Annotated in this window: 24 protein-coding genes and 2 pseudogenes; 15 read left to right on the top strand and 11 right to left on the bottom strand. The window is 68.6% G+C overall.

Annotated elements, in window-relative coordinates:
- Window positions 1-197: 197 nt before the first annotated feature.
- Complete coding sequence (locus OG568_RS58350; RefSeq protein WP_329538076.1) at window positions 198-1,046, bottom strand: FadR/GntR family transcriptional regulator; 849 nt, start codon at window positions 1,044-1,046, stop codon at window positions 198-200.
- A 410-nt stretch (window positions 1,047-1,456) separates the two neighbouring features.
- Here OG568_RS58350 and OG568_RS58355 point away from each other — a divergent pair, with 410 nt between their 5' ends.
- The 4 genes from OG568_RS58355 (at window position 1,457) to OG568_RS58370 (ending at window position 4,497) form a co-directional block, all read left to right on the top strand.
- A complete protein-coding gene (locus OG568_RS58355) occupies window positions 1,457-2,209 on the top strand; it encodes an SDR family NAD(P)-dependent oxidoreductase (RefSeq protein ID WP_329538077.1) in 753 nt (250 codons plus the stop codon).
- The gene (locus OG568_RS58360; protein ID WP_266435048.1) at window positions 2,209-2,538 is read left to right on the top strand and encodes an L-rhamnose mutarotase; all 330 of its coding nucleotides are present in this window, start codon (window positions 2,209-2,211) and stop codon (window positions 2,536-2,538) included. Before OG568_RS58355 ends, OG568_RS58360 begins: the two co-directional genes overlap by 1 nt.
- Before the next feature lie 142 nt (window positions 2,539-2,680).
- Window positions 2,681-3,514: an amidohydrolase family protein gene (locus tag OG568_RS58365; RefSeq protein WP_329538078.1), complete on the top strand. Its 834-nt coding sequence runs from the start codon at window positions 2,681-2,683 to the stop codon at window positions 3,512-3,514.
- Window positions 3,511-4,497, top strand: coding sequence for an aldo/keto reductase (locus OG568_RS58370; RefSeq protein WP_329538079.1), 987 nt, complete (start codon window positions 3,511-3,513; stop codon window positions 4,495-4,497). Before OG568_RS58365 ends, OG568_RS58370 begins: the two co-directional genes overlap by 4 nt.
- A 141-nt stretch (window positions 4,498-4,638) precedes the next feature.
- Here the strand turns inward: OG568_RS58370 and OG568_RS62025 are convergent, their stop codons facing one another.
- Entirely contained in the window at window positions 4,639-5,259 is a 621-nt protein-coding gene (locus tag OG568_RS62025; RefSeq protein WP_443077961.1) for a transposase family protein, read from the bottom strand.
- 82 nt (window positions 5,260-5,341) lie between these two features.
- Here OG568_RS62025 and OG568_RS58380 point away from each other — a divergent pair, with 82 nt between their 5' ends.
- Both OG568_RS58380 and OG568_RS58385 read left to right on the top strand, forming a co-directional pair.
- On the top strand, window positions 5,342-5,782 hold the full coding sequence (locus tag OG568_RS58380) for a VOC family protein (RefSeq protein WP_329538080.1): 441 nt from the start codon (window positions 5,342-5,344) through the stop codon (window positions 5,780-5,782).
- Between the two features lie 432 nt (window positions 5,783-6,214).
- The gene (locus OG568_RS58385; protein ID WP_329538081.1) at window positions 6,215-6,853 is read left to right on the top strand and encodes a LysE family translocator; all 639 of its coding nucleotides are present in this window, start codon (window positions 6,215-6,217) and stop codon (window positions 6,851-6,853) included.
- 193 nt (window positions 6,854-7,046) lie between these two features.
- Here OG568_RS58385 and OG568_RS58390 read toward each other — a convergent pair whose 3' ends face one another.
- Window positions 7,047-8,006, bottom strand: a complete 960-nt coding sequence (locus OG568_RS58390) for an NAD(P)H-quinone oxidoreductase (RefSeq protein WP_329538082.1) — start codon at window positions 8,004-8,006, stop codon at window positions 7,047-7,049.
- A 206-nt stretch (window positions 8,007-8,212) separates the two neighbouring features.
- On the opposite strand from OG568_RS58390, the gene OG568_RS58395 reads away from it, so the two are divergent.
- The 3 genes and pseudogenes from OG568_RS58395 to OG568_RS58410 all read left to right on the top strand — a co-directional run bounded on the left by OG568_RS58395 (window position 8,213) and on the right by OG568_RS58410 (window position 10,028).
- A complete protein-coding gene (locus tag OG568_RS58395; protein WP_329538084.1) occupies window positions 8,213-8,791 on the top strand; it encodes a TetR/AcrR family transcriptional regulator in 579 nt (192 codons plus the stop codon).
- A gap of 534 nt (window positions 8,792-9,325) precedes the next feature.
- Window positions 9,326-9,718: pseudogene (locus OG568_RS58405) on the top strand (LacI family DNA-binding transcriptional regulator); the annotation flags it as partial.
- 67 nt (window positions 9,719-9,785) lie between these two features.
- Window positions 9,786-10,028: a hypothetical protein gene (locus tag OG568_RS58410; RefSeq protein ID WP_329538342.1), complete on the top strand. Its 243-nt coding sequence runs from the start codon at window positions 9,786-9,788 to the stop codon at window positions 10,026-10,028.
- A 124-nt stretch (window positions 10,029-10,152) separates the two neighbouring features.
- Here OG568_RS58410 and OG568_RS58415 read toward each other — a convergent pair whose 3' ends face one another.
- Window positions 10,153-10,383, bottom strand: a complete 231-nt coding sequence (locus tag OG568_RS58415) for an e9imm peptide (protein ID WP_329538085.1) — start codon at window positions 10,381-10,383, stop codon at window positions 10,153-10,155.
- A gap of 143 nt (window positions 10,384-10,526) precedes the next feature.
- Between OG568_RS58415 and OG568_RS58420 the strand changes: the two genes are divergently transcribed.
- On the top strand, window positions 10,527-10,778 hold the full coding sequence (locus OG568_RS58420) for a hypothetical protein (protein WP_329538086.1): 252 nt from the start codon (window positions 10,527-10,529) through the stop codon (window positions 10,776-10,778).
- Between the two features lie 80 nt (window positions 10,779-10,858).
- A complete protein-coding gene (locus tag OG568_RS58425) occupies window positions 10,859-11,428 on the top strand; it encodes an SUKH-4 family immunity protein (RefSeq protein WP_329538087.1) in 570 nt (189 codons plus the stop codon).
- Window positions 11,429-11,518: 90 nt separating this feature from the next.
- Here OG568_RS58425 and OG568_RS58430 read toward each other — a convergent pair whose 3' ends face one another.
- Window positions 11,519-12,688 (bottom strand): nuclear transport factor 2 family protein, encoded by a 1,170-nt coding sequence (locus tag OG568_RS58430; protein ID WP_329538088.1) that lies wholly within the window; start codon window positions 12,686-12,688, stop codon window positions 11,519-11,521.
- Window positions 12,689-12,783: 95 nt separating this feature from the next.
- Between OG568_RS58430 and OG568_RS58435 the strand changes: the two genes are divergently transcribed.
- Complete coding sequence (locus tag OG568_RS58435; RefSeq protein ID WP_329538089.1) at window positions 12,784-13,791, top strand: LysR family transcriptional regulator; 1,008 nt, start codon at window positions 12,784-12,786, stop codon at window positions 13,789-13,791.
- On the opposite strand, the pseudogene OG568_RS58440 reads toward OG568_RS58435, so the two are convergent.
- Window positions 13,763-13,876, bottom strand: a pseudogene (locus OG568_RS58440) (NUDIX hydrolase); the annotation flags it as partial. The gene OG568_RS58435 and the pseudogene OG568_RS58440 overlap by 29 nt on opposite strands.
- Window positions 13,877-14,129: 253 nt before the next feature.
- On the opposite strand from OG568_RS58440, the gene OG568_RS58445 reads away from it, so the two are divergent.
- Both OG568_RS58445 and OG568_RS58450 read left to right on the top strand, forming a co-directional pair.
- Window positions 14,130-15,284, top strand: a complete 1,155-nt coding sequence (locus OG568_RS58445; RefSeq protein ID WP_329538090.1) for an inorganic phosphate transporter — start codon at window positions 14,130-14,132, stop codon at window positions 15,282-15,284.
- A gap of 61 nt (window positions 15,285-15,345) precedes the next feature.
- Entirely contained in the window at window positions 15,346-15,579 is a 234-nt protein-coding gene (locus OG568_RS58450) for a hypothetical protein (RefSeq protein ID WP_266592403.1), read from the top strand.
- Window positions 15,580-15,903: 324 nt separating this feature from the next.
- Here the strand turns inward: OG568_RS58450 and OG568_RS58455 are convergent, their stop codons facing one another.
- Window positions 15,904-16,842 (bottom strand): aldo/keto reductase, encoded by a 939-nt coding sequence (locus OG568_RS58455; protein WP_443077988.1) that lies wholly within the window; start codon window positions 16,840-16,842, stop codon window positions 15,904-15,906.
- A 49-nt stretch (window positions 16,843-16,891) separates the two neighbouring features.
- Between OG568_RS58455 and pdxR the strand changes: the two genes are divergently transcribed.
- A complete protein-coding gene (gene pdxR, locus OG568_RS58460; RefSeq protein WP_329538092.1) occupies window positions 16,892-18,349 on the top strand; it encodes a MocR-like pyridoxine biosynthesis transcription factor PdxR in 1,458 nt (485 codons plus the stop codon).
- Between the two features lie 90 nt (window positions 18,350-18,439).
- Here pdxR and OG568_RS58465 read toward each other — a convergent pair whose 3' ends face one another.
- The 4 genes from OG568_RS58465 to OG568_RS58480 form a co-directional block, all read right to left on the bottom strand.
- The gene (locus OG568_RS58465) at window positions 18,440-18,907 is read right to left on the bottom strand and encodes a nuclear transport factor 2 family protein (protein ID WP_266435134.1); all 468 of its coding nucleotides are present in this window, start codon (window positions 18,905-18,907) and stop codon (window positions 18,440-18,442) included.
- Window positions 18,908-19,384: 477 nt separating this feature from the next.
- On the bottom strand, window positions 19,385-19,870 hold the full coding sequence (locus OG568_RS58470; RefSeq protein ID WP_329538093.1) for a DUF2269 family protein: 486 nt from the start codon (window positions 19,868-19,870) through the stop codon (window positions 19,385-19,387).
- A 247-nt stretch (window positions 19,871-20,117) separates the two neighbouring features.
- Window positions 20,118-21,683 carry an MFS transporter gene (locus tag OG568_RS58475; RefSeq protein ID WP_329538094.1) on the bottom strand — a complete coding sequence of 522 codons (1,566 nt, stop codon included), beginning with the start codon at window positions 21,681-21,683 and terminating at the stop codon, window positions 20,118-20,120.
- The gene (locus tag OG568_RS58480) at window positions 21,680-23,017 is read right to left on the bottom strand and encodes an MFS transporter (RefSeq protein WP_266592387.1); all 1,338 of its coding nucleotides are present in this window, start codon (window positions 23,015-23,017) and stop codon (window positions 21,680-21,682) included. Before OG568_RS58480 ends, OG568_RS58475 begins: the two co-directional genes overlap by 4 nt.
- Window positions 23,018-23,143: the final 126 nt, after the last annotated feature.

The following is a 23,143-nucleotide window of genomic DNA, read 5'->3' on the forward strand; positions in this document are numbered from 1 at the left end:
CCACCGCGGCCACCGAGAAGGCGGCCGTGAAACTTCTTCGCAGCGGCGCGAAGGCGCCCCTGCGCGCAGACGGATGAGACACACGTATCCAATCGCCTGAGGGAGGTTGATACCTGGGAGTACCGGTCGTCCACCGGGACTTCCAGGGCGTTGGGCGGCTCGACCGCTGTGCTGCGGCACATGTGGGGCCGGCCGGTTTACGAGGCTGGTGCCTCCGCGGACGGCGGTGGAGTCCCGGTGCTGCCGCTCCTCGAAGGCCCCGGAGGTGCCTCAGCGGCCGCGTGAGCGCCGGGACTGAACAGCCGGTCGCGAATCTTCTTCTCGAACTGGCTCTGCGTGGTGGCGATGTGTTCCACCATCAGCCGCTCGGCGAGATCGGCCGCCCCCGCGGCGACCGCCTCCGCTATGGCCACATGCTGATTCGCGGCGACTTCCAGCGATCCGGGCACGTCACCGTGGAAGAGCAGCACGTCGGACTGGGATGCCAAGCGCCTCACACCGGCCACACTCGACCTCAGGAACACGTTGTGCGAGGCGGCGCCCACCGCGTCGTGGAAGGCCGCATCAGCCTTGGCGAAGGTGTCCACGTCGTTCAGCGTGGCCGCTGTGAGGGTGCTTTCCGCGCTCTCCCGTATGGCCCGGACCTCGATCGGGGTGGCGAGGGAGGCGGCACGGCGTGCTGTCTCCGACTCGATCACCTTGCGGTAGTCCAGGAGCATGCGGACGTCTTCCATGCTGGTCGGCCGGAAGTGCGAGAGTTCGTCGTCCAGCAGCCCGCCGACCGAGGCGGCGACGAAGATACCGGCGCCTCGCCGCACATTGAGCCGGCCGATGGCGGCCAAGACCTTCACGGCCTCCCGGGTGACGTTGCGGGATGCTCCCAGGATCTGGGCCAGGCCCTGTTCGGTGGGGAGGCGGTCGCCGGGGCGCAGGTTCTCCTGGGCGATGTAGTTCAGCAGTTGTTCCGCAACCAGTTCATACCCCGGACGGTAGGGATGTGACGTCGCATCATCTGGCTTGTCGGAAGCCTGCGTTGAGTCGCCCAAGGCGAACCCCCCTCTTGCACCACGGATTAATCTGATTCATTGACGCGCCAATATGACACTGCCGCCGCGCGTTGGGAAGTGATCGGACGGATCTTAGGTGGAAGGCCTGCTGAGCCCCCATCAAAATGGCAGAAACTACGCACGCCTGTCAGGGTGTTGCGCAGAATGGATCCCATCCTTAAGGTCCTGCCTGCCAGATGAAGCAGATCCTTCCTCATGCGGTACGCGATGCCGGGCGGCCCCCGCACGCGACGCCCAGTGGGACAAGGGCACCTCTGACCGGACGATCGGGGTGCACGACTGATCCGGTACTTGGCTGACCGATGAACGCTACCTGTACGAAGGAGACATCGTGGAAGTGGGAATCGGCGACGGCGGCCACCAGCGCCAGACATCCGGGCAGGCCTGACATGGGTACGTTCGACGGACTCACTGCCCTGGTCACCGGCGGCGCCTCGGGCATCGGCCTGGCCAGCGCCCGGCTGCTCGCCGCGCAGGGAGCGCGCGTCGCCGTGCTCGATCGGGCCGAAGCCGCGCCTGAGGGCTTCGCCGTCCACGTCCGGGCCGACATCGGCGACGATCCCTCGGTCGTGACAGCCGTGGAGCAGGCCGTCTCAGCCCTCGGCGGGCTGGACGTCCTGGTCAACAGTGCCGGGATCGGTGCGCAGGGCGGTATCGAGGACAACACCGACGACGAATGGCACCAGGTTCTGGACATCAACGTCCTCGGGCTTGTGCGGGTCACCCGGGCCGCACTGCCGTCACTGCGCGCATCGGCCCACGCGGCGATCGTCAACATCAGCTCGATCGCTGCGGCAGCCGGCCTGCCGCAGCGCGCGCTGTACTCGGCCAGCAAGGGCGCGGTGCTCTCCCTGACCCGGGCGATGGCCGCCGACCTGCTTCCCGAGGGAATCCGGGTCAACGCCGTCAGTCCCGGCACCGCCGACACACCGTGGGTCAACCGGATCCTCGACCGGGCGGACGACCCGGCGGCGGAGCACGCGGCGCTGGCCGCCCGGCAGCCGCACGGCCGTCTGGTCAGTGCTGACGAGGTCGCCGCAGCGGTCGCCTATCTGGCTTCGCCCGGCGCCGCATCCACCACGGGCACCGCCCTGGCCGTGGACGGCGGTATGGACGGCTTGCGGCTGCGGAAGGAGGGCTGATGAAAGTACAGCGCTTCGCTACCGTGATTCGGCTGCGTCCGGAGAAGGAGGCGGAGTACCGCGCACTCCACTCCGCCGCGTGGCCGGACGTCCTGGCAGCCCTCAGGCGTGCCAACATCGGTAACTACTCCATTTTCCTGCGGGACGGCCTGCTGTTCAGCTACCTCGAGTACACGGGCACCGACTACGCCGCTGACACCGCGGCGATCGCCGCCGACCCGGTCTCGCGCGAGTGGTGGGCGCTGACGGACCCGTGCCAACGGCCCCTGGACACCGCGGCCGAGGGACAGTGGTGGGCCCCCGCGGAGGAGATCTTCCACCTTGACTGAGAGCCCACGTACGCCGTAGCCGTCCGCGGGCCGCACCTCACGCTCCAGCCGCTGCGAGGAGGGCGCTCCCGCGCCGCGCTCCTCACAGCGGGTGCGTGCGCCTTTCCCTCGCCAGTCCTTCTCGACGCTCAAGGACCGAACCGTGCGTATCGATGCTCATCACCACCTGTGGGATCTGTCAGTTCGCGATCAGCCGTGGACCAGCGACGTGCCTGCGCTGCGCCGGACCTTCACCGCCGCTGAACTGAGGCCGGCGCTCGAGCGGAACGCGATCGACGCCACCGTCGTCGTACAGACCATCGCCGTGCCGGAGGAGACACCGGAACTGCTGGCCCTGACGTGTACGGACCCGCAGGTGCGGGCGGTCGTGGGCTGGACCGACCTGACCGAACCCGGCGTCGCCGACCGCCTCGCGGAACTGCGGGAGCAACCCGGCGGATCCGCGCTCGTCGGTATCCGGCACGGCATCCAGGACGAGGCCGACCCACAGTGGCCGGCGCGCCCCGAGGTCCGCCGCGGCATCACGTCGGTCGCGGCAGCGGGCCTCGTCTACGACCTTCTCGTCCGCCCCGACCAATTGCCCTCCGCGGTGCGGGCCGTGCGCGAGTTGCCCGACGTCCGGTTCGTGCTGGATCACGCAGGCAATCCAGTCGTGAGCCCGGACGGACTCGTCTCCTGGACCGCGCAGCTGACCGATCTGGCCGAGTGCCCGAATGTGGCGGTGAAGCTGTCCGGCCTGGTCACCCGGACCGGCGGGGCCCCGGCCGCGGCTCTGCGCCCCTACGCGGACGTACTGTTCGCGACGATGGGACCGGACCGCCTCATGTACGGTTCGGACTGGCCGGTCTGCCTGCTCGCCGCCGAGTACGACGAGGTGGTGGCTGTCGCCGAATCACTCACCGAGGAGCTCAGCGCCGACGAACGGGGGGCGGTCTTCGGGACAACGGCCGCGCGCTGGTATGGAATCCCCTCGTGAAGGCCCGCCCGCTCGGTCGTACGAGCGTCCGTGTCAGCACGCTGGGATTCGGTGCCGCCCCTATCGGCAATCTCTACAGCCCGATCGACGACCGCCAGGCACAGGCCACCCTCGAGGCCGCCTGGAACGTGGGAGTGCGCTACTACGACACCGCCCCGCACTACGGCCTCGGACTGTCCGAACGGCGGCTCGGCGATGCCCTCGCTCACCGTCCACGGTCGGAGTTCACCCTCTCCACCAAGGTCGGCCGACTGCTGGAACCCCACCCGGCACCCACCGGATCCGACCTGACGGCAGGAGGCTTCGCCGTACCCGACACGCTGGTCCGCCGCCCCGACTACTCACGGGACGGTGTACTGCGAAGTCTGGAAGGCAGCCTGAATCGCCTGCGACTGGACCATGTGGACATCGTCTACGTCCATGATCCCGACGATCACCTGGACGCTGCCCTCGACCATGCCCTGCCCACGCTGATGGCTCTGCGCGACCAAGGTGTCGTCGGTGCCGTCGGTGTCGGCATGAACGCGGTCGCCCCGCTGCTGCGCATCGTCGCGGAGGCGGAGGTCGACGCCGTGATGGTGGCCGGGCGGTGGACCCTTCTCGACCGCACCGCTCGCCCCTTGCTGGACGCGTGCGCCGAACGTGGGGTCGCGGTGGTGGCCGCCGCCCCGTTCAACTCCGGTCTGCTCAGCCGTCCTCACCCCGCGAGTGACGCCACGTTCGACTACGGCCCCGCCTCGGAATCGGCACTGCGTCGTGCTCGGCTCCTTGCCGGGGTGTCCGGTCGACACGGCACCGCACTCCCTCACGCCGCCCTGCGGTTTCCGCTGCGCGACCCCAGCGTGGCCTGCGTGGTCGCAGGTTTCCGTACCCCTGAGGAGGTCGTGTCCGCTGCCCGCTGGGCCGTCACCGATCTGACCGAGGAAGCATGGCTGGACCTCGACACGGCGGCCGCACAGGCGGCAGAAGACCCGCCCTCGTAACAGCGGCTGACACACCATGACCCGCACACATGTGACGCCGCGCATGGAGATATCCCCTCTCCCCGTCGTCGGCGGTCGCCCGTTACGGTGAGGTGCCCGATGTGGCCGAGACAGGAGAAACGTATGCCTACGCGGATGCCTTCAGAGGTGGGAGGAGGCGACCGCCGCGCTGCGTGCGGTCGTGACTGCCGCGATCGCCGATGATCTGTCCGTCGTCGCACGGTACGAGGGCGAGGGGCGGCGAGGCGGGCGCCGGATGCCGAGCGGGCCGCGGGGGTGAATGCCCAGGCGGGTGAGGGCATCCTGCCGGGCGGTGCGTGCCCACTGGCCGATGGCCAGGTAGGAACGGGCCCCGGCCGGCACCGCGCTGACCTGGTCGAAGGACTCGTAGGCCAGTCCTCGGTAGCCCTCGTCGGCCTCGGCTTTCACCTTCGGGTGCAGGCGGAGCTGCTCGGCGATGCCCTCGGTGCGCACGGCGGTCCGGTCGTGCATGCGGCCCGGCCGGTCGGCCCGGGGACGGCGGACTTGCACTTCGGTTCCGTCGACGCGCAGGTCGACTCCCTCGGCCTCGGCACAGGCGAAGACGTCGGCCAGGGTATGCAGCCGCGCACCGGGCCGCTGCGGGACGGCAAAGCCACGCCCGGCCAGCAGAGGAGAGATCTCGTGGATTGCACGGGTAACGGTGGGCCGGGTCACTCCGTACAGCTCGGCCAGCGCCGCGTGCGGCAACTGCGGCCGCAGGCAGACCAGGGTGATCAGCACCCGGTCGACTCAACCTGTGCGGCCGTCGTCATGTCACGGCCGACCCCGCGCTACCGCGTATCGAGTCATTAGGCTCAGAGACATGACTATTCTGCGGATGGACAACGTCGCCATCGTCGTCGACGATCTGGACGCGGCTGTCGCCTTCTTCACCGAGCTCGGCATGGAGCTGGAAGGCAAGGCGCAGATCGAAGGCCTTTATGCGGACCGCACCGTCGGACTCGACGGCGTCCGGAGCGACATCGCGATGATGCGGACCCCGGACGGCCACAGCAAGCTGGAGCTGACCAAGTACCACGCCCCCGCGGTATCCGACGCCGAGCCGCGGAACCCTCCGCCCAACACGCTGGGCCTGCATCGCGTCATGTTCGCCGTCGACGACATCGACGACACCATCGCCCGCCTGCGCGCCCATGGCGCCGAACTCCTCGGCGAGGTAGCGCAGTACGAGAACATCTACCGGCTCTGCAACCTCCGCGGCCCCGCAGGCGTCATCGTCGCCCTAGCCGAACAGATCGGCTGACGGGGGCCTGCCGCGCGGAGCATGTCGACGGGTCAGCATCGCGATGACGCATCCGCGATAGGGGCGGTGCAGGCTGCTGTACGAGCCTGGGGATTCCGCGGGCGGCCGTGTGAGCTGGACGAGTGGCTCGCGCGGCGAGCGACTGCGTTGGCGTGGGTCCAGCCCCGGCGTCGACGAGGGCGCCCGACAACGCAGGCGCACGGCCCGGGCCCAGGACGCCGGCCGGAACCGCGGCCGCGGGGCGCCGCTCGTCGTGTCGTACGGGGTCGGGCGACGAGGCGTCGGCCCTGACAGCCGGGCCTTCTCAACCCGAAGGCCGCGCGGGCCGAGGAGGACGTCTCAATCCACTCAATCTGCGCGGCCGTAGTCATGTCACGGCCGATCCCGCGCTACCGCCTACCGAGTCGTCACCCACGCTCCTAGACTGACGGCATGTTGGGTATCGGGCACTTCTGGGCTTTCCTCGCCGTGGTCGCTGTGCTGATCGCTGTTCCGGGGCCGAGCGTGGTGTTCGTGGTCGGGCGCGGGGTGGCGCTGGGGCGTCGGGCGGCGCTGGCCACGGCGGTGGGCAACAACGGCGGGGTGCTGGTCCAGGCCGTGTTGGTGGCCTTCGGGTTGGGATCCGTGGTCGCGCGGTCGATCGTGGTGTTCTCGGTGCTGAAGTTCGCAGGCGCGCTGTATCTGGTCTATCTCGGCGTCCAGACGTGGCGGCATCGCGGGGAACTGGCCGTCACGGACGCGCAGCAGCGGCCACCCACGAACGTGCGGCGCATCGTTCGGCAGGGTTTCGTTGTCGGAGTGAGCAATCCGAAGGGCTTCCTGATCTTCTCGGCCGTGCTGCCCCAGTTCGTCGACCGCTCGGCAGGGCACGTGACGCTGCAACTCCTGCTCCTCGGCATCGTCTGCGCCGCTGTCGCTCTGGTTTCGGACTCGGTCTGGGGGCTCCTCGCCGGGACAGCGCGTGACTGGTTCCGCGGGTCGCCCCGCCGCCTGTCCGCGGTGGGCGCAGTGTCCGGGACGGTGATGGTCGGCCTCGGCGTCCGTCTGGCTCTCACCGGGAATGACGTGTGACAACGCAGCTCAAGCTGGCTGACGACGTCCCGACGGTACCCGGCGATGCGCAAGCCCGGCGCAGAGTTCAGGGCCGTCACTGGCGAGGACCTGGACGCCTCGGCTTCGCCGACTGCGGTGTCTCGACATTTCGACCCCTCTGCCCCCCCCTCCCACGCCCCAGCGACACGAGCGCCGATACCGGACGCCGGCACTACCCGTTCACCAGCAAGATCTTGCCGATGTGCTGGCCAAGGTCCAGGAGTCGATGTGCTTCGGCGGCCTCGGCCATCGGCACGATCTGGTCGATGACCAGTTGCACGGCGCCGTTCTCGATCAGCGGCCAGACCTCTTTCTGCACTTCGGCCACGATGGCGGCCTTCTGCGTCACGGGACGGGCGCGCAAGGTGGTGCCGTGTATTGATGCCCGCTTGAATACCAGCTCGCCGAGGTTGAGTTGCCCTTCCAGGCCGTCCTGCAGGCCGATGACAACCAGGCGTCCGTCGGTAGCCAGAGACCGGACGTTTCGTTCAAGGTACTGGCCGCCGATGACATCGAGGATCACGTCGTAGGGGCCGTGCTCGGTGAAGTCTTGTTTACGGTGGTCGATCGCCAGGTCGGCGCCCAATTCACGTGCTCGGGCGGCCTTCTCGGGGCCTCCGACGGTGGTGACGACGCGAGCGCCGATTGCCTTGGCGATCTGGATCGCCATGGTGCCGACGCCTCCGGCTCCGCCGTGCATGAGAAACGTCTCGCCCTCTTTCAGCTTCCCGGTCATGACGATGTTGGACCAGACCGTGGTGACTGCTTCGGGCAAGGCGGCCGCCTCGACCAGGCCGATCCCCTTGGGTACCGTGAGCAACTGTCCTGCGGGGACAGCGACCTTCTGTGCATAGCCGCCTCCCGCCAGCAGCGCGCAGACCTCGTCGCCTACCTGCCAGCCGGTCACGCCCTCGCCGACGGCGCTGATGCGGCCCGAGACCTCCAGCCCCGGATGCGGCGACGCCCCTGGCGGCACCGGGTACCGGCCCATCCGCTGCGCGACGTCCGCCCGGTTCACCGCGCTGGCCGCCACATCGACGACGACTTCGCCGGCCGCGGGCAACGGGTCCTCGGCCTCGATCCATTCCAGAACCTCAGGACCACCCGGTTCCTTGATCGATATTGCCTTCATGACACTCCGTTCACACGGCTGAGATGATGGGCTCCCGCCCGCGCCCGAGGAATGTGTTGGCAACGTGCCCTTGCCAATAGTTCGGCAGGCTGGACGCTCGCGCCACACAGTGACGTCAGAGCGCGAGGGCTGAGATTCGGCCTTGGAATGGCTCGCCAGAAAGCCCAAATGTGTACGCTGCACACACTAGAGGACAGAAGTGCGCAGTGTCAACATTGAGCAGTGGCCGCTACCACCACGGTGATCTGCGGGCTGCGTGCCTGCGTGCTGCCCTGGACTTGCTGGAGGAGAGCGATGAGGCCGCCGTTTCGCTGCGCGCAGTCGCCCGTCGCGCCGGCGTGTCATCCAATGCGCCGTACCGGCACTACCCGGACAAGGAAGCCCTGCTCGCAGCCCTCGCGGCGCACGGCTTCCACGAACTGCGCAGAAGCCTCCTCACCGCGGAACAGGCAGCGACCGCAGGGCAGGAAATCGTTGCCCTGGCCCAGGCGTACGTACGCTACGCCCTGGACCACCCCGCCCTGTTCCGGCTCATGTTCTGCAGACCTTGCACCCCCTCCCACCCAGAGGTGAGGGCCGCTGGGGACGCGGCCTATGCCGTCATCTCCCACCGGGTCGGCGCAGACGTCCCCCAGGAGCCCTCTGAAGCACGCGTGGCAGGGTGGTGGTCGCTGGTCCATGGCCTCGCTTCGCTGGTTCTGTACGGGAAGCTTCCCCGCGACGGCGATCTCCAGCAGATCGACGAACTGGTACGGGGCGCGGTCACCAGCATGTGCCGCCCGTAGGCCACTGCGAACACCGCGACCGACAACGACCACGGCGGCACGCGACGGCCCGGGTGACCACCTCGGAAGACGCCAGCGACCCCGGAAGGAGGGTCGCGTGAAGGCATGGCCGCCACCGCTGTAGGCGCGGCGAAGCCGTACAAGCTCTTTGGCCCAGGCCCTCGAGTGGAGCGGCAAGGTGGCGGTCGCCAAGTTCGCCTGCTCTGAGCGAGAACGCCTCGGCCTGCTGCGGGTCCGCGATGATGTGATCGTGCTAGGCGGTGTTCGCCAGTGGCCCCGCTGTTGCCGGCTCATCCGCCAAGCCGGCATCCCCGAGCAGCTCCGGGTCGACCTGCACGATTCAGGACTCGTCGACGAGCGTGCACCGGTCGGTCTGCGAGGCCGACGCAGAGAACGGCACTGTCCTCTCTGCATCGGGCACCCGGGCCGGCTTGGCCGAACAGGACTGGCACCGGGCCGAATTCACCTGCTGATGCCGGCGGTCGACGGCTAACGTGTCCAGCGCCCGAGGAACTGCGCGAATCGGAGAAGGCGTTGACGGAACGGTCGAACGGACAGCGCCCCACACCCGAGGACGTAGCGCGCCGGGCAGGGGTGTCGAAGTCCACGGTGTCTCGTGTGATCAATGGCGAGCCCAGAGTGCGGGCCGCGGTCGCCGAACGCATCCGACAGGCCGTGGCCGAACTCGGCTACGTACCCAACCAAGCCGCCCGAAGCCTGGTCACCCGCCGCAACAACGCCGTCGCCGTCGTGGTCACCGAACCGCAGAACCGGCTCTTCGTGGACCCGTACTTCGACTGCCACCTGCGAGGCATCCGGCACGAACTCGTCCAACAAGGAGCGCAGCCGGTGCTTCTGTTCATCGAGGAGCCGGACGACTATCCGCGCGTCGGAAACTTCCTGGGCGGCGGCCACGTCGACGGCGCCACGGTGTCGCCCACTGTCCCTGGTCGTCACGCTGGGGCAGCGGGCGGACTGCACCCAGTTCCAGACGGTGCCGCCAAAGATCCGCGTTCCGCTGGTCGGTCCCGGCCGGCCCCGTACGAAGCCCGACAGCATCGCGGCCGACAAGGGATACAGCAACGGCCCGTGCCGCGAATGCCCGCCGCGCCGAGGCATCCGGCACACGATCCCGGAGAAGACCGACAGCCAGGCCGCCCGGCTACGCGAAGGCTCACGCGGCGGAAGGCCACCCGGCTTCGACGAAGAGCGGTACAAGAAGCGCGACACCGTCTAACGAACGACCAACAGACCGACCAGTCCCGGGCCGTGGCCACCCGCCATGACAAGCGCGGCTACATCTTCCTCAGCACTGCAACCATCGCGGCTCTGCTTATCTGGCTTCGGAGTTGAGTCCGACCTCACAAAGCGATCGGCCGATACGCCAGGGCCTGATCGACTACTTCATCAGCCGAAAGCTCCCGCTCCGGCGGCCAGAAGATCAAATCGCTGACATGACCGGACGGGCATGCCAGGGCTCTGTCGAGCCTGTCCAGCCAGCCGTCTACCTCGTCGTCCGAGGCGTAGTCCGCTTGCATGATCCGCTGCACGAGCGCGACCGCCTCCGCGCGGCTCATCTCCACAGCACTCATCGAGTCCCTCCACCGAGTCACCCTAGCGGGACGCGTGAGCGCCCGGACAGCTCCTGGACGACAAGGCGTCTGCGGCAAAGGCAGCACGGCGCAAGAGGGCTGCGTTCAACGAGGCTCTCAACACCGCTGTTGAGAAGGGGTACTTGCAGCCCGCAGAGGTCATCCATCTCCGTATCGAGCAATGCCACTTGCCGAGGACCGGGTGGGGGAGATGGCATCTGCGCGAGAACGGCCTCCCTCCACAGCGCGGCAGGACCTCCGCAGTCCGCCGGCTCGTCCTCCAAGCCCCGGCCCCCGTCATCGCGAAGGCACTCGGCTATCACGACAAGACCACCACCCGCCTGGTCACCAAAGCTGGCGGCGCCTGGAACCGATACGCCCCGGGCGACCGCTGAGGGGCCCTTGCGCAGCGCCAACCAGCTGTCAACTGGCCCGATAAGGTCCGTCACAGACCGACTGAGGAGGAGAACTCTCGATGGTGACCTTTGACCAGCTTGTCGCATGGGCCGGGACGGAGAATGTCACCAGAGCAGACCCCGAGGTCGTCTCCGGCTGGCGGATACCCGAAAAGACGAAGGTGCTCCTGGTCGAAGTCGGCGTTCCTGCCGTCGCGCCTTTGATCAAACATGTCGTGTGTCAGGGCGAGACGGAACCGGTCCTCGAGACCGCCTCTGGCAGCAATCTCTACCGCCTCACCTTCGACTACGGCGGCGGCATGCCGACCGAACAGCCGTCATCGTTCGGCGTCGCTCCAGAGACCGGGGCCGTCTACTACGTCATGCCTCCTGGGGATGCATGGTTCGCCAATTCGTCCATCGAACTGTGGCTACGCACACTGCACCACTACGGCCGACACGTCACCAAGTCAGAGCTCCTCAGCGAGCCGGGCGGGCCCGAGGAGGAGTACTTGTCCGAAGAGGACGAAGAGAGAACTCTCGCTGAGCTTGCCCGCCTTGCCGAGGAGCTGAAGAAGATCGATCCAGCTGCCTTCGACGGCTACACCGGATTCATCTGGCCTGAGCTCCTCGACCGCTGGCTTTACTAGACAGATCACCATCGGTGGGCCTGTCCTCGTCACTCACAGCGATACCGAGCAGCGGCACCCGAGCCATACGCGACACCTCAACATGCGGGCCTACCGGTCCACTGAGGAGTGCCGGTGATAAGCCTTGTTGGCGATGCGCCAACTGTCGTCGACGCGGACCAGCAGGAAGATGTCGGTGAATGTGTCCGCGCCGTGCCAGAGCGTCATGGTCGCGGTCGCGACGGTGCCGTGGACGTCGATAGCGTCGATGCGGCGGGAGCGGGTCGGTTCGTCCGGAGCCGGCCGGCCGTGGAAGAGAGCGCAGTACTCGTCCAGGGGCCACGAGACGAATGCGCCGTCCCGGATTCCCTCGATGTGGGCGGTGGGCAGGAACGCGTCGCGGAAGTGGGTGGGGTCGCTGGTGGCGTGTCCGCGGATGTAGGCGCGGAGCGGTTCGAGCACGGCGTCCTCCACGGCGGGGGCCGTGGCGGCAACGGCGATGTCGGCCTCAGGGGCGGCAGGGGTGTCGGCCAGGTTGGCTGCGCTGCGCAGGGGGGTGTTCGACGCGGCGGCCAGCAGAGCCATGTCCTTGGCCAGTGCGCCGATCGTGAATTCGGCCGTGACAGCGGCCGGCCGGCCGGCGAGGAAGGGTCGTTTGCGGGTCACGAGCCCGCCGAGCTGGCCGAGTTCGAGGACGTCAAGCACCTGGGCACGGGGCAGGCCGAGGGCGTCGGCTTGCCGCAGTGAGTCGCGCAGCGCGAGGACGGCGCCGGCGAGGCTGTTGTTGGCGATCAGCTTGAGCGCGGCGGCGGTGGAGGCGTCGTCGACGCGCCGCACGGTGCCCAGCGTCTCCAGAGCCGGTCGCGCTCGATCGAGCGTGTCTTGGTCGGCGGCGGCAAGAATCTGCAGGGCGCCGACGGCGGCGGCCGGCACGGAGCCGAGTACGGGCGCGTGGATGTAGGACGGGCCGAGTTGCCGGGCCAGCTTCGACGCTTCGGCGGGGGCGATGGTGCTGGTGTTCAGCACGATCGTGTCCGTTCGCAGCGAGTCACGGACGTCGTCGAGGACCTGCTGGCAGGCCGGGCCGTCGAACAACGCCAGGAGCACGAGGTCGGCCTGCGCCACAGCGTCGTTCGGATCGCCGGTCGTCTTGACGGCGCCTGATGTGCGCCCGGAGCGTGTCCAGCCGACGACGTCCCAGTCCTGGGCAACGAGCCGTGTCGCGAGGGCGTCGCCCATGCGCCCCAAGCCGAGGACAGCGATCGTGTGCGGTGTGGTCATGCGCGCCAGATTGGTGCACAGCGATGGCTGCGACAAGCGCAGATTTCGCAGGACAGCCCTGCGGTACTCGCATACCGGCTGGTCATACTGGCGCCATGGAACTGACCGTGTGGCAAACCTTCGTGACCGTGTGCCGACTCGGGTCACTGTCGGCGGCGGCCGCGGAGCTCAATCACACGCAGTCGGCCGTCTCCCGGCAGATAGCGGGGCTGGAGCGGCAGCTCGGAGTGGCTCTGATGGAGCGCCATGCGCGCGGTGTGCGTCCGACGCCTGCCGGCGAGGTGTTCAGGCGCCACGCCCTGGCCACGCTCAACGAGGCCGACCGCGCCGTTCGCGCCGCGCGAGACGTTCGTGACGGGGCGTTCGATCGGCCGCTGGCGGTCGGTGCGACACCCTCTCTGGCCGCAGGGATCGTCCCCGAAGCCATCCGGAGCCTGCTGGAGCGAGTCGGATCCCTCCGGTGGAGCCTGCTGCCCGGCCTGAGCGAACAACTGCACAACCGCGTGATCGCCGGCGATCTCGACATCGCTGTCGTCACCGACGCACCACCAGGGCTGCCCCATGACCCGCGGATCGACCGACGGTTCCTCGGCATCGACCACATGGTCGTCGTACTGCCCGTCGACCATCCGCAGGCCGGACGCGGCCCGGTACACATGCAGACGCTGGCCCACCAGATCTGGGCCGAGGACAACGACGGCTCGGCGGCACTCCTGCGCCAGCACGCTGCCCGTGCCGGATTCAGCGCCCGCATCGACCTGACCGCGGCCGATCTGCTCGGCAAGCTGGCCCTGGTCGCAACCGGCCACGCCATCGCGCTGATACCCGGGGTGCTGACGTGCGCGCTGCGGACCGACGTCACCACAGTGGGCCTCGTCGATCCCCCGACCCGCGGCGTCTACACGATCACACCACGCCGGGACCCCCATCCCTCCGCAGCGTCCCTGCTCGACCAGCTCGCCACAGCCTTCGCCTCGGTCCGTCCGGCCCAAGCCGCTCACCCGCCGACCGAGACGGGCGCCCACGCTGCTGCGCCGGCACTTCACGACGGCATCACGGAAACACCCCACGACAAACTCTGCCGCCCGGAAGAGTCCATTTAGTCTCGCCCTTCGGTGGTACGTGACGCGCGAGCAGCACCCGCCCGTCCTTGCTGCACACGGCGTACGCCGTCAGCCGGAAACTCATCCCCCACCTCCCCACCGGGCCAGGGCTTCGGCGTAGTCGGGGAGCGTCTGGTTCGTGCTGATCTGCCGGCTCAGCCGTGACTCGGGAACGTGATTGCCCTGTCCAGACAGCCGCGGCACTCCAGCGGGGTGGAGCGACCAGAGCTGCGGCGTCGACAATGCTTACGGTCGGTCGGGACACCTTGGTGCGCCGGGACGCGCGGGGCTGGTGGGCCAGGTCGCTCGTAGTGAGCTCTCCTGTTTAACTCAGGCGTATGGACCACATCTCGTTCATTGTGGTGGCAGTCATCGTTGCGGCGTTGGCATTCGACTTCACGAATGGCTTTCACGACACGGCGAACGCGATGGCCACGTCCATCGCGACCAAGGCACTGCGGCCCAAGGTCGCGGTCCTGATCAGTGCCGTGCTGAACATCGCCGGTGCATTCCTGTCCACTGAAGTGGCGAGGACCATCTCGAACGGCATCGTGAACGACGCTCTGGTGACGCCATCCATGATCTTCGCGGGTCTGGTGGGCGCCATCCTGTGGAACCTGCTGACCTGGCTGGTCGGTCTGCCCTCTTCGTCTTCGCACGCCCTGTTCGGGGGATTGATCGGTGCCGTGTGGGTCGGGGCGGGGGGCTCCGCCATCAACTTTTCCGAAGTGATCGAGAAGATCATCATTCCTGCGTTCGTGTCGCCGTTCGTCGCCGGTACGGCCGCGCTGATGGCCACCTACGCGGCCTACCGGATCACCACGCGCGCACGCAAGGGCAGGGTGACGCGCGGTTTCCGGCTCGGTCAGACGGCCTCGGCTTCGCTGGTTTCCCTCGCGCACGGTACGAACGACGCGCAGAAGACGATGGGAGTGATCACCCTCACCCTGATCTCCGCCGGCGCTCTTTCTTCCGGCTCCGGGCCGCCGCTGTGGGTGATCATCACTGCCGGGGTCGCGATCGGCCTGGGCACCTATCTGGGCGGCTGGCGGATCATCCGGACGATGGGTAAGGGTCTGACCGACATCGAATCCCCTCAGGGCTTCGCTGCCGAGACATCCTCGGCCACCGTCATCCTCGCCTCGGCGCACTTCGGCTTCGCCCTGTCCACCACCCAGGTGTGCTCGGGCGCCATCATCGGGGCCGGGGTCGGCAAGCGGCTGGCCAAGGTGCGGTGGGGAACGGCCGGGCGTATGGCGGTCGCCTGGCTGGTCACCCTGCCGTCGGCGGGTCTTGTCGGCGCGGTCGCCGCCGTGGGGGTCACGCAGGGCGGGAACCTCGGCATCGCCGTGGTGTCCCTGTGCGCACTCGCCGTCGCCGCGGTCATCGTCGTACTGGCCCAACGCAATCCGGTCACCGCACGCAACGTCAACGAGGCCAAGACGGTGCCGGCCGGTCTCGCGGTGCAGACGGGCGGGAGCACCGGGCGGTGACCTGTCGGCAGCGCCGAACCGGTACAGCGCAGAGCTGTCAGCGAGAGGAAGGCGGGTCGGGATGAACCTGCATTGGAGCGCACTCGGCCAGGTGGTCGTAGTGGGAGCGGGGGCAGCACTTGCTGTCGTCGTTGTCTTTGCTTTCGGTGTGGTCGCGCTGTCCCAGCGGGACACCGCACGCGAGCACGGCGAGGCCGGAAGAGCCCCGCTCGCGGCTGCCGGAACGTGCTTCGTGGCGTGTGCCGCCGCGGTGCTCTACGGGATCTACCTCATCGTTCCCCAATTCCATCGGTGATCCCGACGCGACAGCGGGGATGAGACCCGCCTGCGGACGCGGCCGCGTTCCGGGAGCGCCGCGGAGCCAGCGGATCACCACGAACCGGGCCTCACACGACTACGCCGAAGCCCTGCCCACCAGGCCCTGTCCCAACGTCCGGGATCCGCGCATCGCTAGGACCCCACCCCGGCCGGCAGCACCGCCTCCCCCGGCCTGCGACTCGCCACCCGCACCTACTGCCCGACAGCCAGCAGCCAGTCAGCCACCGCCCGCGCGACATGCCCACGCCCACCGGTCACCAGAACCGTCACAACAGTTCCTCGCATCAACTCGTCTCGCAGGTCACACCGCGGAGTCCAGGCGTTCGCGCTGATCGGCGGTCAACGCCAGTGACACTCCCGCGACCGCCTCATCCAGCTGCTCGACCGTGCTGACGCCGACGATCGGCGTCGCAGCCGGGTTCCCTCCGGTCAGCCACGCCAAGACCACCCGGTTGCGGTTCGTACCGGTCTCGGCGGCGATCTTGTCGAGCACCGCGAGGCGGCGGGCGGTGCCGGGGTGGTCGTACTCCACGGGCAGAGGCTTGTCCGCGCGGGTGTAGCGGCCGCTCAGCAGCGGCGTGTACGCCCACAGAGCCATGTCCGGGTGGTGCTCCAGGTAGTGGAACACCTCGTCGGTGACCGCACCGAACCGGTGCACCACGGTAGGCCGGGTCGCGGGGCGCGGTTGCAGGTACGTGTGGTGCTGCTGCACCGCGGTGAAGCCGGCACTGCCGTGGGCCCGCGCGATCTGCCGTGCCCGCTCGATCTGCCAGACGGGGTAGTTGGAGCAGCCGATGCGGCCGACCGTACCCGCGGACACGAGCTCGTCGAAGGCGACGACCGTCTCGTCCAGCGGTGTGGCCGGATCGGGTTTGTGGGCCCAGTACAGCTCGACGTGGTCCGTACCCAGTCGTCGCAGACTGCCCTTGATCCCGCTCTTCACGGCCCCGGCCGAGAGGCCCTCGGCCGTCTCCGGGAATCGTCCGGCCACGGTCGGCTCGCAGCCCACCTTGGTGCTGATCCTGACGCGGTCACGGACGCCCGGGCGGCTTGCCAGCCAGCGCCCCAGCAACGTCTCGCTCTGCCCGCCGAAGCCGGTCGGATCGTCCCAGAACGCGTAGCAGTTCGCGGTGTCGATCCAGACGCCTCCGGCGTCCACGAAACGGTCCAGGAGCTCGAAGGATCGGCGCTCGTCCTGAGCCGTGCCGAACAGCATGGCCCCAAGGGCCAGGTTCTCCATCATGTCCCTCACGCTAGGCGGATTCGGATCGGCGGTACGCTCCAATCCCGTGGCTGTTTCCCAGACCAATCTCGCATGGGCGACGCTGCTGGATGTCGGTCCTCCGGATGGCGGAGGGCGTCGCCTGCACGATCGCCTGGCTCACGCGCTGCGCACCGCGATCCGGGACGGCCGGCTGGCGGAGGGCGCAGCCGTGCCACCGAGCCGAGCGCTCGCGGAGGAACTCGGCTGCTCCCGTTGGGTCGTGACGGAGGCGTACGGGCAACTCATCGCGGAGGGTTACCTCTCCGCCCGGGTGGGTTCCGCCACACGTGTCTCGTGGTCACCGGACACCGCACCGCCGCGGCCTCGCGCGCACCCCGCACCGGCACGGCCACCGATCCGGTACGACCTCGCGCCCGGTCTGCCCGACCTGCGGGCGTTTCCCCGCCGCCGCTGGGCGGACGCCGTCCGGGCGGTCACCGGCTCGGCCGTCCACTACGACCTCGGCCTGCCCGACCCCGCCGGGCACGCGGTGCTGCGTACCACCGTCGCGCAGTACCTGCGGCGCTCGCGCGGCGCGGACGCGCACGCCGTGTCCGTGTCCGTGTGCGCGGGTGTCACCGACGGTCTGGTCCGCACGTGCCGGGCGCTGCGCGCCGAGGGGATTGCCGACCTGGCCGTGGAACACCCGGGCTGGGGGCGGCTGCGGGACGCCGCAACGAGCGCCGGCCTACGCGTGCACCCGGTGCCCGTGGACCACGAGGGCCTCCACGTCGACGACCTCGCGCGTACGCCGGCCCGCGCCGTCGTCGTCGGCGCGGCACACCAGTTTCCCACCGGCACGGTGCTGTCCGCGGCACGCCGGGCACGTCTGGTGCGCTGGGCCCGCGAGGTGGACGGTTTCGTCATCGAAGACGACTACGACGCCGAGTTCCGCTACGACCACCACCCGGTCGCCGTCATGCAGGGGATGGATCCGAGCCGGGTCTTCCTCCTCGGCTCGGTCAGCAAGACGCTCTCGCCGGCCCTCGGCCTGGGCTGGCTGGTCGCGCCTGTCGCGATGGCCCCGGTGCTCCGGGCAGCGAACCTCGTCGCCGCCGCGCCACCGGTGCTGGACCAACTCGCGCTCGCCACCTTCATCGACCGCGGATGGTACGACGCCCATCTGCGCGCGGCGCGGCGGCGGTTCCGATCCCGCCGCGACCTGCTGGTCCGGACGCTCGGCGCCCAGGTACCGGAGGGCCGGGTCGCCGGCACCGCCGCCGGGCTGCACATCCTGCTCCACCTACCGGACGGCACCGACACCCGCGGGGCGGTCCAGGCCGCGGCCGCCGCCGGGCTACGCCTGGCGGACCTCGACGACTATCGCGCGCATCGGTCGGCGAAACCCGCGCTCGTCCTCGGGTACGGCAACATCAGCGACACGGAGATCCCTCCGGCCGTCGCGCTCCTGCGCGAAGCGTTGCGTTCACCGACGGCCTCGCCACCAACACGTACAGCACAGCTGAGTCATGACGATCGCTGACGCGGGGTTCATGCCCGGCATCGAGCTGTCCCAGGTCCTGTAGGAAGAGACGGTGCGACCGCTCCTCGGGGAGGGCGAGGATGCGGGATGTCAGAACCCGAGATCGCTCAGGCCGGGGTGGTCGTCGGGACGCCTGCCTAGCGGCCAGTGGTATTTACGGTCGGATTCGGCGATCGGGAGATCGTTGATGCAGGCGAGACGGACCTTCATCAGGCCGTCCTCGCCGAAGTCCCAATTCTCGTTGCCGTAAGAGCGGTACCACTGGCCGGAGTCGTCGTGGCATTCGTAGGCGAACCTCACCGCGATCCGGTTATCGGTGTACGCCCACAACTCCTTGATGAGTCGGTAGTCCAGCTCGCGGTGCCACTTGCGGGTCAGGAAGGCGACGATCTCTTCGCGTCCGTTGACAAACTCCGCGCGGTTGCGCCAGCGCGAATCCACCGAGTAGCCCAGCGACACCTTCTCAGGATCGCGTGAGTTCCAGGCGTCCTCTGCCAGCCGGACCTTCTCGATCGCCGTCTCCCGCGTGAACGGTGGCACGGGTGGACGTGTGGTCATGACTGTTCCTCCCGGATGATGGGATCTGCGGGTCGCCCATGAAAGGCATAGCGCGGGCCAGGCATGTGTTATCGGCCAGACCGCTACCTCCTTTAAGGTTAGAGGCCGTTTACCACACTGGCTTGGGAGGACACGTCGGTTCTGGATGCTGACTTTGTCGGCGGAATCGACATACGCACACGCGGATCCGGGCACTGGCCCACTGACCCAGGACCCGGGATCTGAAAGAGCCCTGCGACCGGGCCCCAAATGGTGCGGCGACTGCATACTGACGGCGACGGCCAAGGTGATCTCGCCGGTCACGGGGGCCGAGATGCGCGTCGTCATGGTCTACCAGATCGGGCTTTGCACGAACCGTGCGCGGCAACCATAGGAAGCGTGGTCGGGCTCGCCGTGCTCGAGACCAGAGGGCCGACGTCGGTGCGCGGCTGGACCAGCCCGGTGAAGTCCTGCTGGCGGAGTTTCTTCAGTGAGCCGTCATGCGCCTGTCGTCGAGCCGGGGCGGACGATCATCAGGACCACCACGATCAACCACGCGAGGGCGAACAGGCCGGTGATCATCGACAGGCGGGGCAGCCGGGCGATGAGGGACTCCGCGGAGGCCGGAGTCCGTTCGGGTTTGTCGAGGTGGGTGACCACGTCGTCCTGGGTGCCGAGTACCGCGATGCCGAGCAGGATTGCGGCTACCACGGTCAGAGCCATGGAGGCTATGAGCCAGGCACTGCCCATCACACCCATCACCTGAGCGGTGCCGACACCGAAGGCCGGGACGGAGACGCCGGCCACGGCGTAGACCCGGCAGATCCGGTGCAGCAGCCGGACCGGGCCCTCGGCCGATTCCTGCTCGGGTCCGTCGCCCAGTGCCTGGCGCGCAAAGCGCGGGAACAAGCTCGCCGCAATGGTGACCGGTCCGATGAGCAGGATCGCCCCCAGCACGTGGACGCTGAGCAGGAATTTGGCCATGCCGGTTTCTCTCTTTCACGCGCGCGCTGACGCGGGGGTCAGGCGCGCGGTTTCAGTCTGACTCGAACCGGACCGACGGCTGATCGCGGCGTCGCCCGGAGGTCCGGCCGTCCTTTCGACCGGTGCTCGGCTCGTGGGCGGTGCCGGTGTCGATGGCTATGCTCAGCGGTCAACACCGGCTACCCGAGGGGACGTTGTGCGGCCAGAAGCCCGGTGGGCGCCGCACACCGTCCCGTCGACGTATCGCTCACGCTTCGGTGGATGTCGGGGGACTGTGAACCTTCTGGCGGACGAACAGCGCCGCAGGCACGGCCATGACGATCAGTACGACTCCGCCTATGACGTTGCCCAGGTGCACGGCGTCGGTGAACGCCCTCGGTACCTCCGTTCCCACCACGCGAGCGAGGGATGCGGGGAGGTGTGTCGCGCCGCTGCCGTGTGACACACCCTCCACGATCTTGTCCGCCCGCGGCGAGGGGATGTCCGCCTCGACGAGACGGTCGTGCAGGTTCCGGGGGAAGCGGCTGGTGACGATCGTTCCCAGCACACTGGGGCCGAGCACGGTTCCCAGCTGACGAGCCATGTTCACCGCTGCCGCCGCCATGCCCTGCTGCTGAGGCGGGACACTGTTGACCGCGGCAGCCGTCGAAGGCGCCGTCAGCAGGCCCGCGCCGATGCCCGCGATGAGCAGCCCGGGCCACATCGCTCCGTAACCTCCCGACGTATCGGTCGCGGACAGCGCAAGGGAACCGGCTCCGATGAGGACCAGACCCGCGGTGATCAAGGGGGTGAGGCCGACCCGGTGCACCAGCACCCGGGCGGATACCACGGTGACCAGGAGGAACGTTCCGAACAGTGGTAGCAGGCGTACGCCGACGTCGACGGGGCTGGTCTGTCCCACGCGTTCCATGTAGAGCACGCTGAGCAGGGCGACACCGACCAGTCCGAAGACGCTGACAGCGGCCACGCCCATCACGGCCGAGAAGGAGGCGCTCCGAAAGAGCCTCAGGTCCAGCATGGGGTCGGGGTGACGGAGTTCCACCCGCACGAACAGGAACAGGGATACCGCGAAGACCACGTACATGGTGATGATCGGCGCCTTGGTGTATCCCGTGGACCCGCCCTGAATGATCGCGTAAGTGGCCGAGGCCGTCATCACCGTGCCCAGGACAAGGCCCGCGAGATCGGACTTGCGCGTCGGGTGCTTGGACTCGGCCACGAAGACCGGGGCCAGGAGGAGGGCCGCGCCTGCGATGACGATGTTGGCGATGTAGACGGCGTGCCAGGAGAAGTGTTCGAGCAGGGCTCCGGCGAGGATCGGGCCGACGGCCAGGCCCACTCCGGAGCACGCGGCCCAGATGCCGATCGCGGCGGTGCGCTCGTGCGGGTCGGTGAAAGTGGCACTGACGATCGCGAGGCTCGTCGGCAGCACGGCTGCCCCGCCGAGGCCCGCGATCGCCTGTGCGGTGATGAGCATGCCGGCGCTGTCGGCGAAGACAGCGACCACGCTGCCGGTCAGGAAGACGGCGGCACCCAGGCTGAACACGCGCCGACGCCCCACGAGGTCGCCGAAGGTCCCGGCGGACATCACGAAACTCACGACAGCGAGGCTGTACGCGCTGGTGATCCATACCAGCGTGCTCGCGGTGACGTGCAGGTCGCTCTGTATGTCGCCCAGGGCCGAGATGGTGGAGGTGACGTCGACGAAGGCCATCATGACGCCGAGGCAGACCACCAGGAGGCCGAGCCAGCGGGCCCGCCCGCCGGTGGAGTCCGCGGCGCGGGAAGCCTGGGCCGGAACGGACGCCGTCATCGCACTGCCACCGGCCTTTTCTGCGAGACGCCCAGCGACACCACGGCCGCGGCGGCCATGAGGGCCATCGTGACCAGCCATGCGTGACGGTAGGTGTCCAGAGAGGCCCCACCGGAGGCGGTGCCGAGCATGGCGACCAGGATGCTGATGCCGACGACCGATCCGATCTGGGTCGACATGGTCACGACGGCGCTGCCGGTAGCGGCCTGCTCGGGGCGCAGGCCGACCGTCGCGGAAGAGACGACGGTCGGGAGCGCCAGCCCGGCGCCGAACCCGAAGAGCAGCCAGCACGGGAGGACTCCGGAAGCGTAGTTCGGGTCGTTGTGCAGCAGAACGGCGAAGAGAAGGATGCCGGCAGAGGCGATCGCACTGCCGACCGCCGCGATGACACCGGCCGGGATCCGGAACCGGCGCTGGAGGGTTTCACTGGCAGTGGCGGCCACCGCGAAGCCGATCGGGCCGGGAAGGCTGGCGCATCCGGTCTTGATGGCGGAGTAGTGCCAGTGCGTCTGCAGCCAGAGGATCGTCGACAGCAGGAGGCTGCCGAACGCGGCCACTTGCAGCATGCCGGCGAGGTTCCCCGAGGCGAAGATCCGGTCACGGAAGAGGGAAAGGTCGACCACGGGCACCTGGTGGCGTGACGAGCGGAGCAGGAACGCGGCAAGCCCGACCACTGCCACCACCAGAGACATGATGACGCGGGTGTCCGACCAGCCCCAGTCGGGCGCCTTGACCACGCCGAGAGCCAGGGCGCCGACCATGACGATCAGCAGGACGCCGCCGAGCATGTCGGGGATGCGGGCGTCTTGTTCGTGCTTGGCGTTGGCCACGAGCCGGGCGGCCATCACGATGGCGAGCAGCCCGACGGGAATGTTCACCAGGAACAGCCACCGCCAGGAGATCTGGACCAGCAGTCCGCCGAAGATCGGTCCGCATACCCCGGACAGTGAGCCTGCGGTGAACCAGATCTTGACGTACCGCTCCACCTTGTCGGCGGGGGCGCTCGTCAGGACCAGGCCGAGGCTGGCGGGGGTCAGCAGGGCGGCGCCCACCGCCTGGACGGCGCGGAAGACGACCAGCACCCATACGTCGTCGGCCAGAGCGGCCCCGAGGCTCGCTGCTACGAAGACAGCCATGCCGAGAAGGAAGCCGTTCTTGCGTCCGAAGCGGTCGGCGAGCCGTCCGGCAGGGACGAGAAGGGCGGCGAAGACGATTGCGTAGCCATTCAGCACCCAGCTCAGGTCCGACAGAGAGGTCGAGCCCAGGCCCTGCCCGATGTTCGGCAGGCCGACGTTGGTGATCCATACGTCGAGTTGGCCGAGGAAACTCGCCATGGCCAGCACAGCAAGGATGAGAGCCGGACGGGTGTTTGAGGATCCTTCGCCTCCCCTCTGTGCTAGCGGAGGGGCCATCTGATCTTGCGAAGACATGCGTCTCTTTCCGTTCCGTGGGCTTCGAGG

Source organism: Streptomyces sp. NBC_01450 (assembly GCF_036227505.1).
Classification (GTDB): Bacteria; Actinomycetota; Actinomycetes; order Streptomycetales; family Streptomycetaceae; genus Streptomyces.

Excerpts from the sequence above, each read along its gene's own strand:
- OG568_RS58455 (WP_443077988.1), bottom strand. The coding sequence starts at position 16,842 with ATGGAGAACCTGGCCCTTGGGGCCATGCTGTTCGGCACGGCTCAGGAC.
- OG568_RS58470 (WP_329538093.1), bottom strand. The coding sequence starts at position 19,870 with ATGGCCAAATTCCTGCTCAGCGTCCACGTGCTGGGGGCGATCCTGCTC.
- OG568_RS58450 (WP_266592403.1), top strand. The coding sequence starts at position 15,346 with ATGAACCTGCATTGGAGCGCACTCGGCCAGGTGGTCGTAGTGGGAGCG.
- OG568_RS58435 (WP_329538089.1), top strand. The coding sequence starts at position 12,784 with ATGGAACTGACCGTGTGGCAAACCTTCGTGACCGTGTGCCGACTCGGG.
- OG568_RS58430 (WP_329538088.1), bottom strand. The coding sequence starts at position 12,688 with ATGACCACACCGCACACGATCGCTGTCCTCGGCTTGGGGCGCATGGGC.
- OG568_RS58360 (WP_266435048.1), top strand. The coding sequence starts at position 2,209 with ATGAAAGTACAGCGCTTCGCTACCGTGATTCGGCTGCGTCCGGAGAAG.
- OG568_RS58355 (WP_329538077.1), top strand. The coding sequence starts at position 1,457 with ATGGGTACGTTCGACGGACTCACTGCCCTGGTCACCGGCGGCGCCTCG.
- OG568_RS58380 (WP_329538080.1), top strand. The coding sequence starts at position 5,342 with ATGACTATTCTGCGGATGGACAACGTCGCCATCGTCGTCGACGATCTG.
- OG568_RS58385 (WP_329538081.1), top strand. The coding sequence starts at position 6,215 with ATGTTGGGTATCGGGCACTTCTGGGCTTTCCTCGCCGTGGTCGCTGTG.
- OG568_RS58480 (WP_266592387.1), bottom strand. The coding sequence starts at position 23,017 with ATGGCGAGTTTCCTCGGCCAACTCGACGTATGGATCACCAACGTCGGC.
- OG568_RS58465 (WP_266435134.1), bottom strand. The coding sequence starts at position 18,907 with ATGACCACACGTCCACCCGTGCCACCGTTCACGCGGGAGACGGCGATC.
- OG568_RS58415 (WP_329538085.1), bottom strand. The coding sequence starts at position 10,383 with ATGAGTGCTGTGGAGATGAGCCGCGCGGAGGCGGTCGCGCTCGTGCAG.
- OG568_RS58475 (WP_329538094.1), bottom strand. The coding sequence starts at position 21,683 with ATGACGGCGTCCGTTCCGGCCCAGGCTTCCCGCGCCGCGGACTCCACC.
- OG568_RS58390 (WP_329538082.1), bottom strand. The coding sequence starts at position 8,006 with ATGAAGGCAATATCGATCAAGGAACCGGGTGGTCCTGAGGTTCTGGAA.
- OG568_RS58445 (WP_329538090.1), top strand. The coding sequence starts at position 14,130 with ATGGACCACATCTCGTTCATTGTGGTGGCAGTCATCGTTGCGGCGTTG.
- OG568_RS58425 (WP_329538087.1), top strand. The coding sequence starts at position 10,859 with ATGGTGACCTTTGACCAGCTTGTCGCATGGGCCGGGACGGAGAATGTC.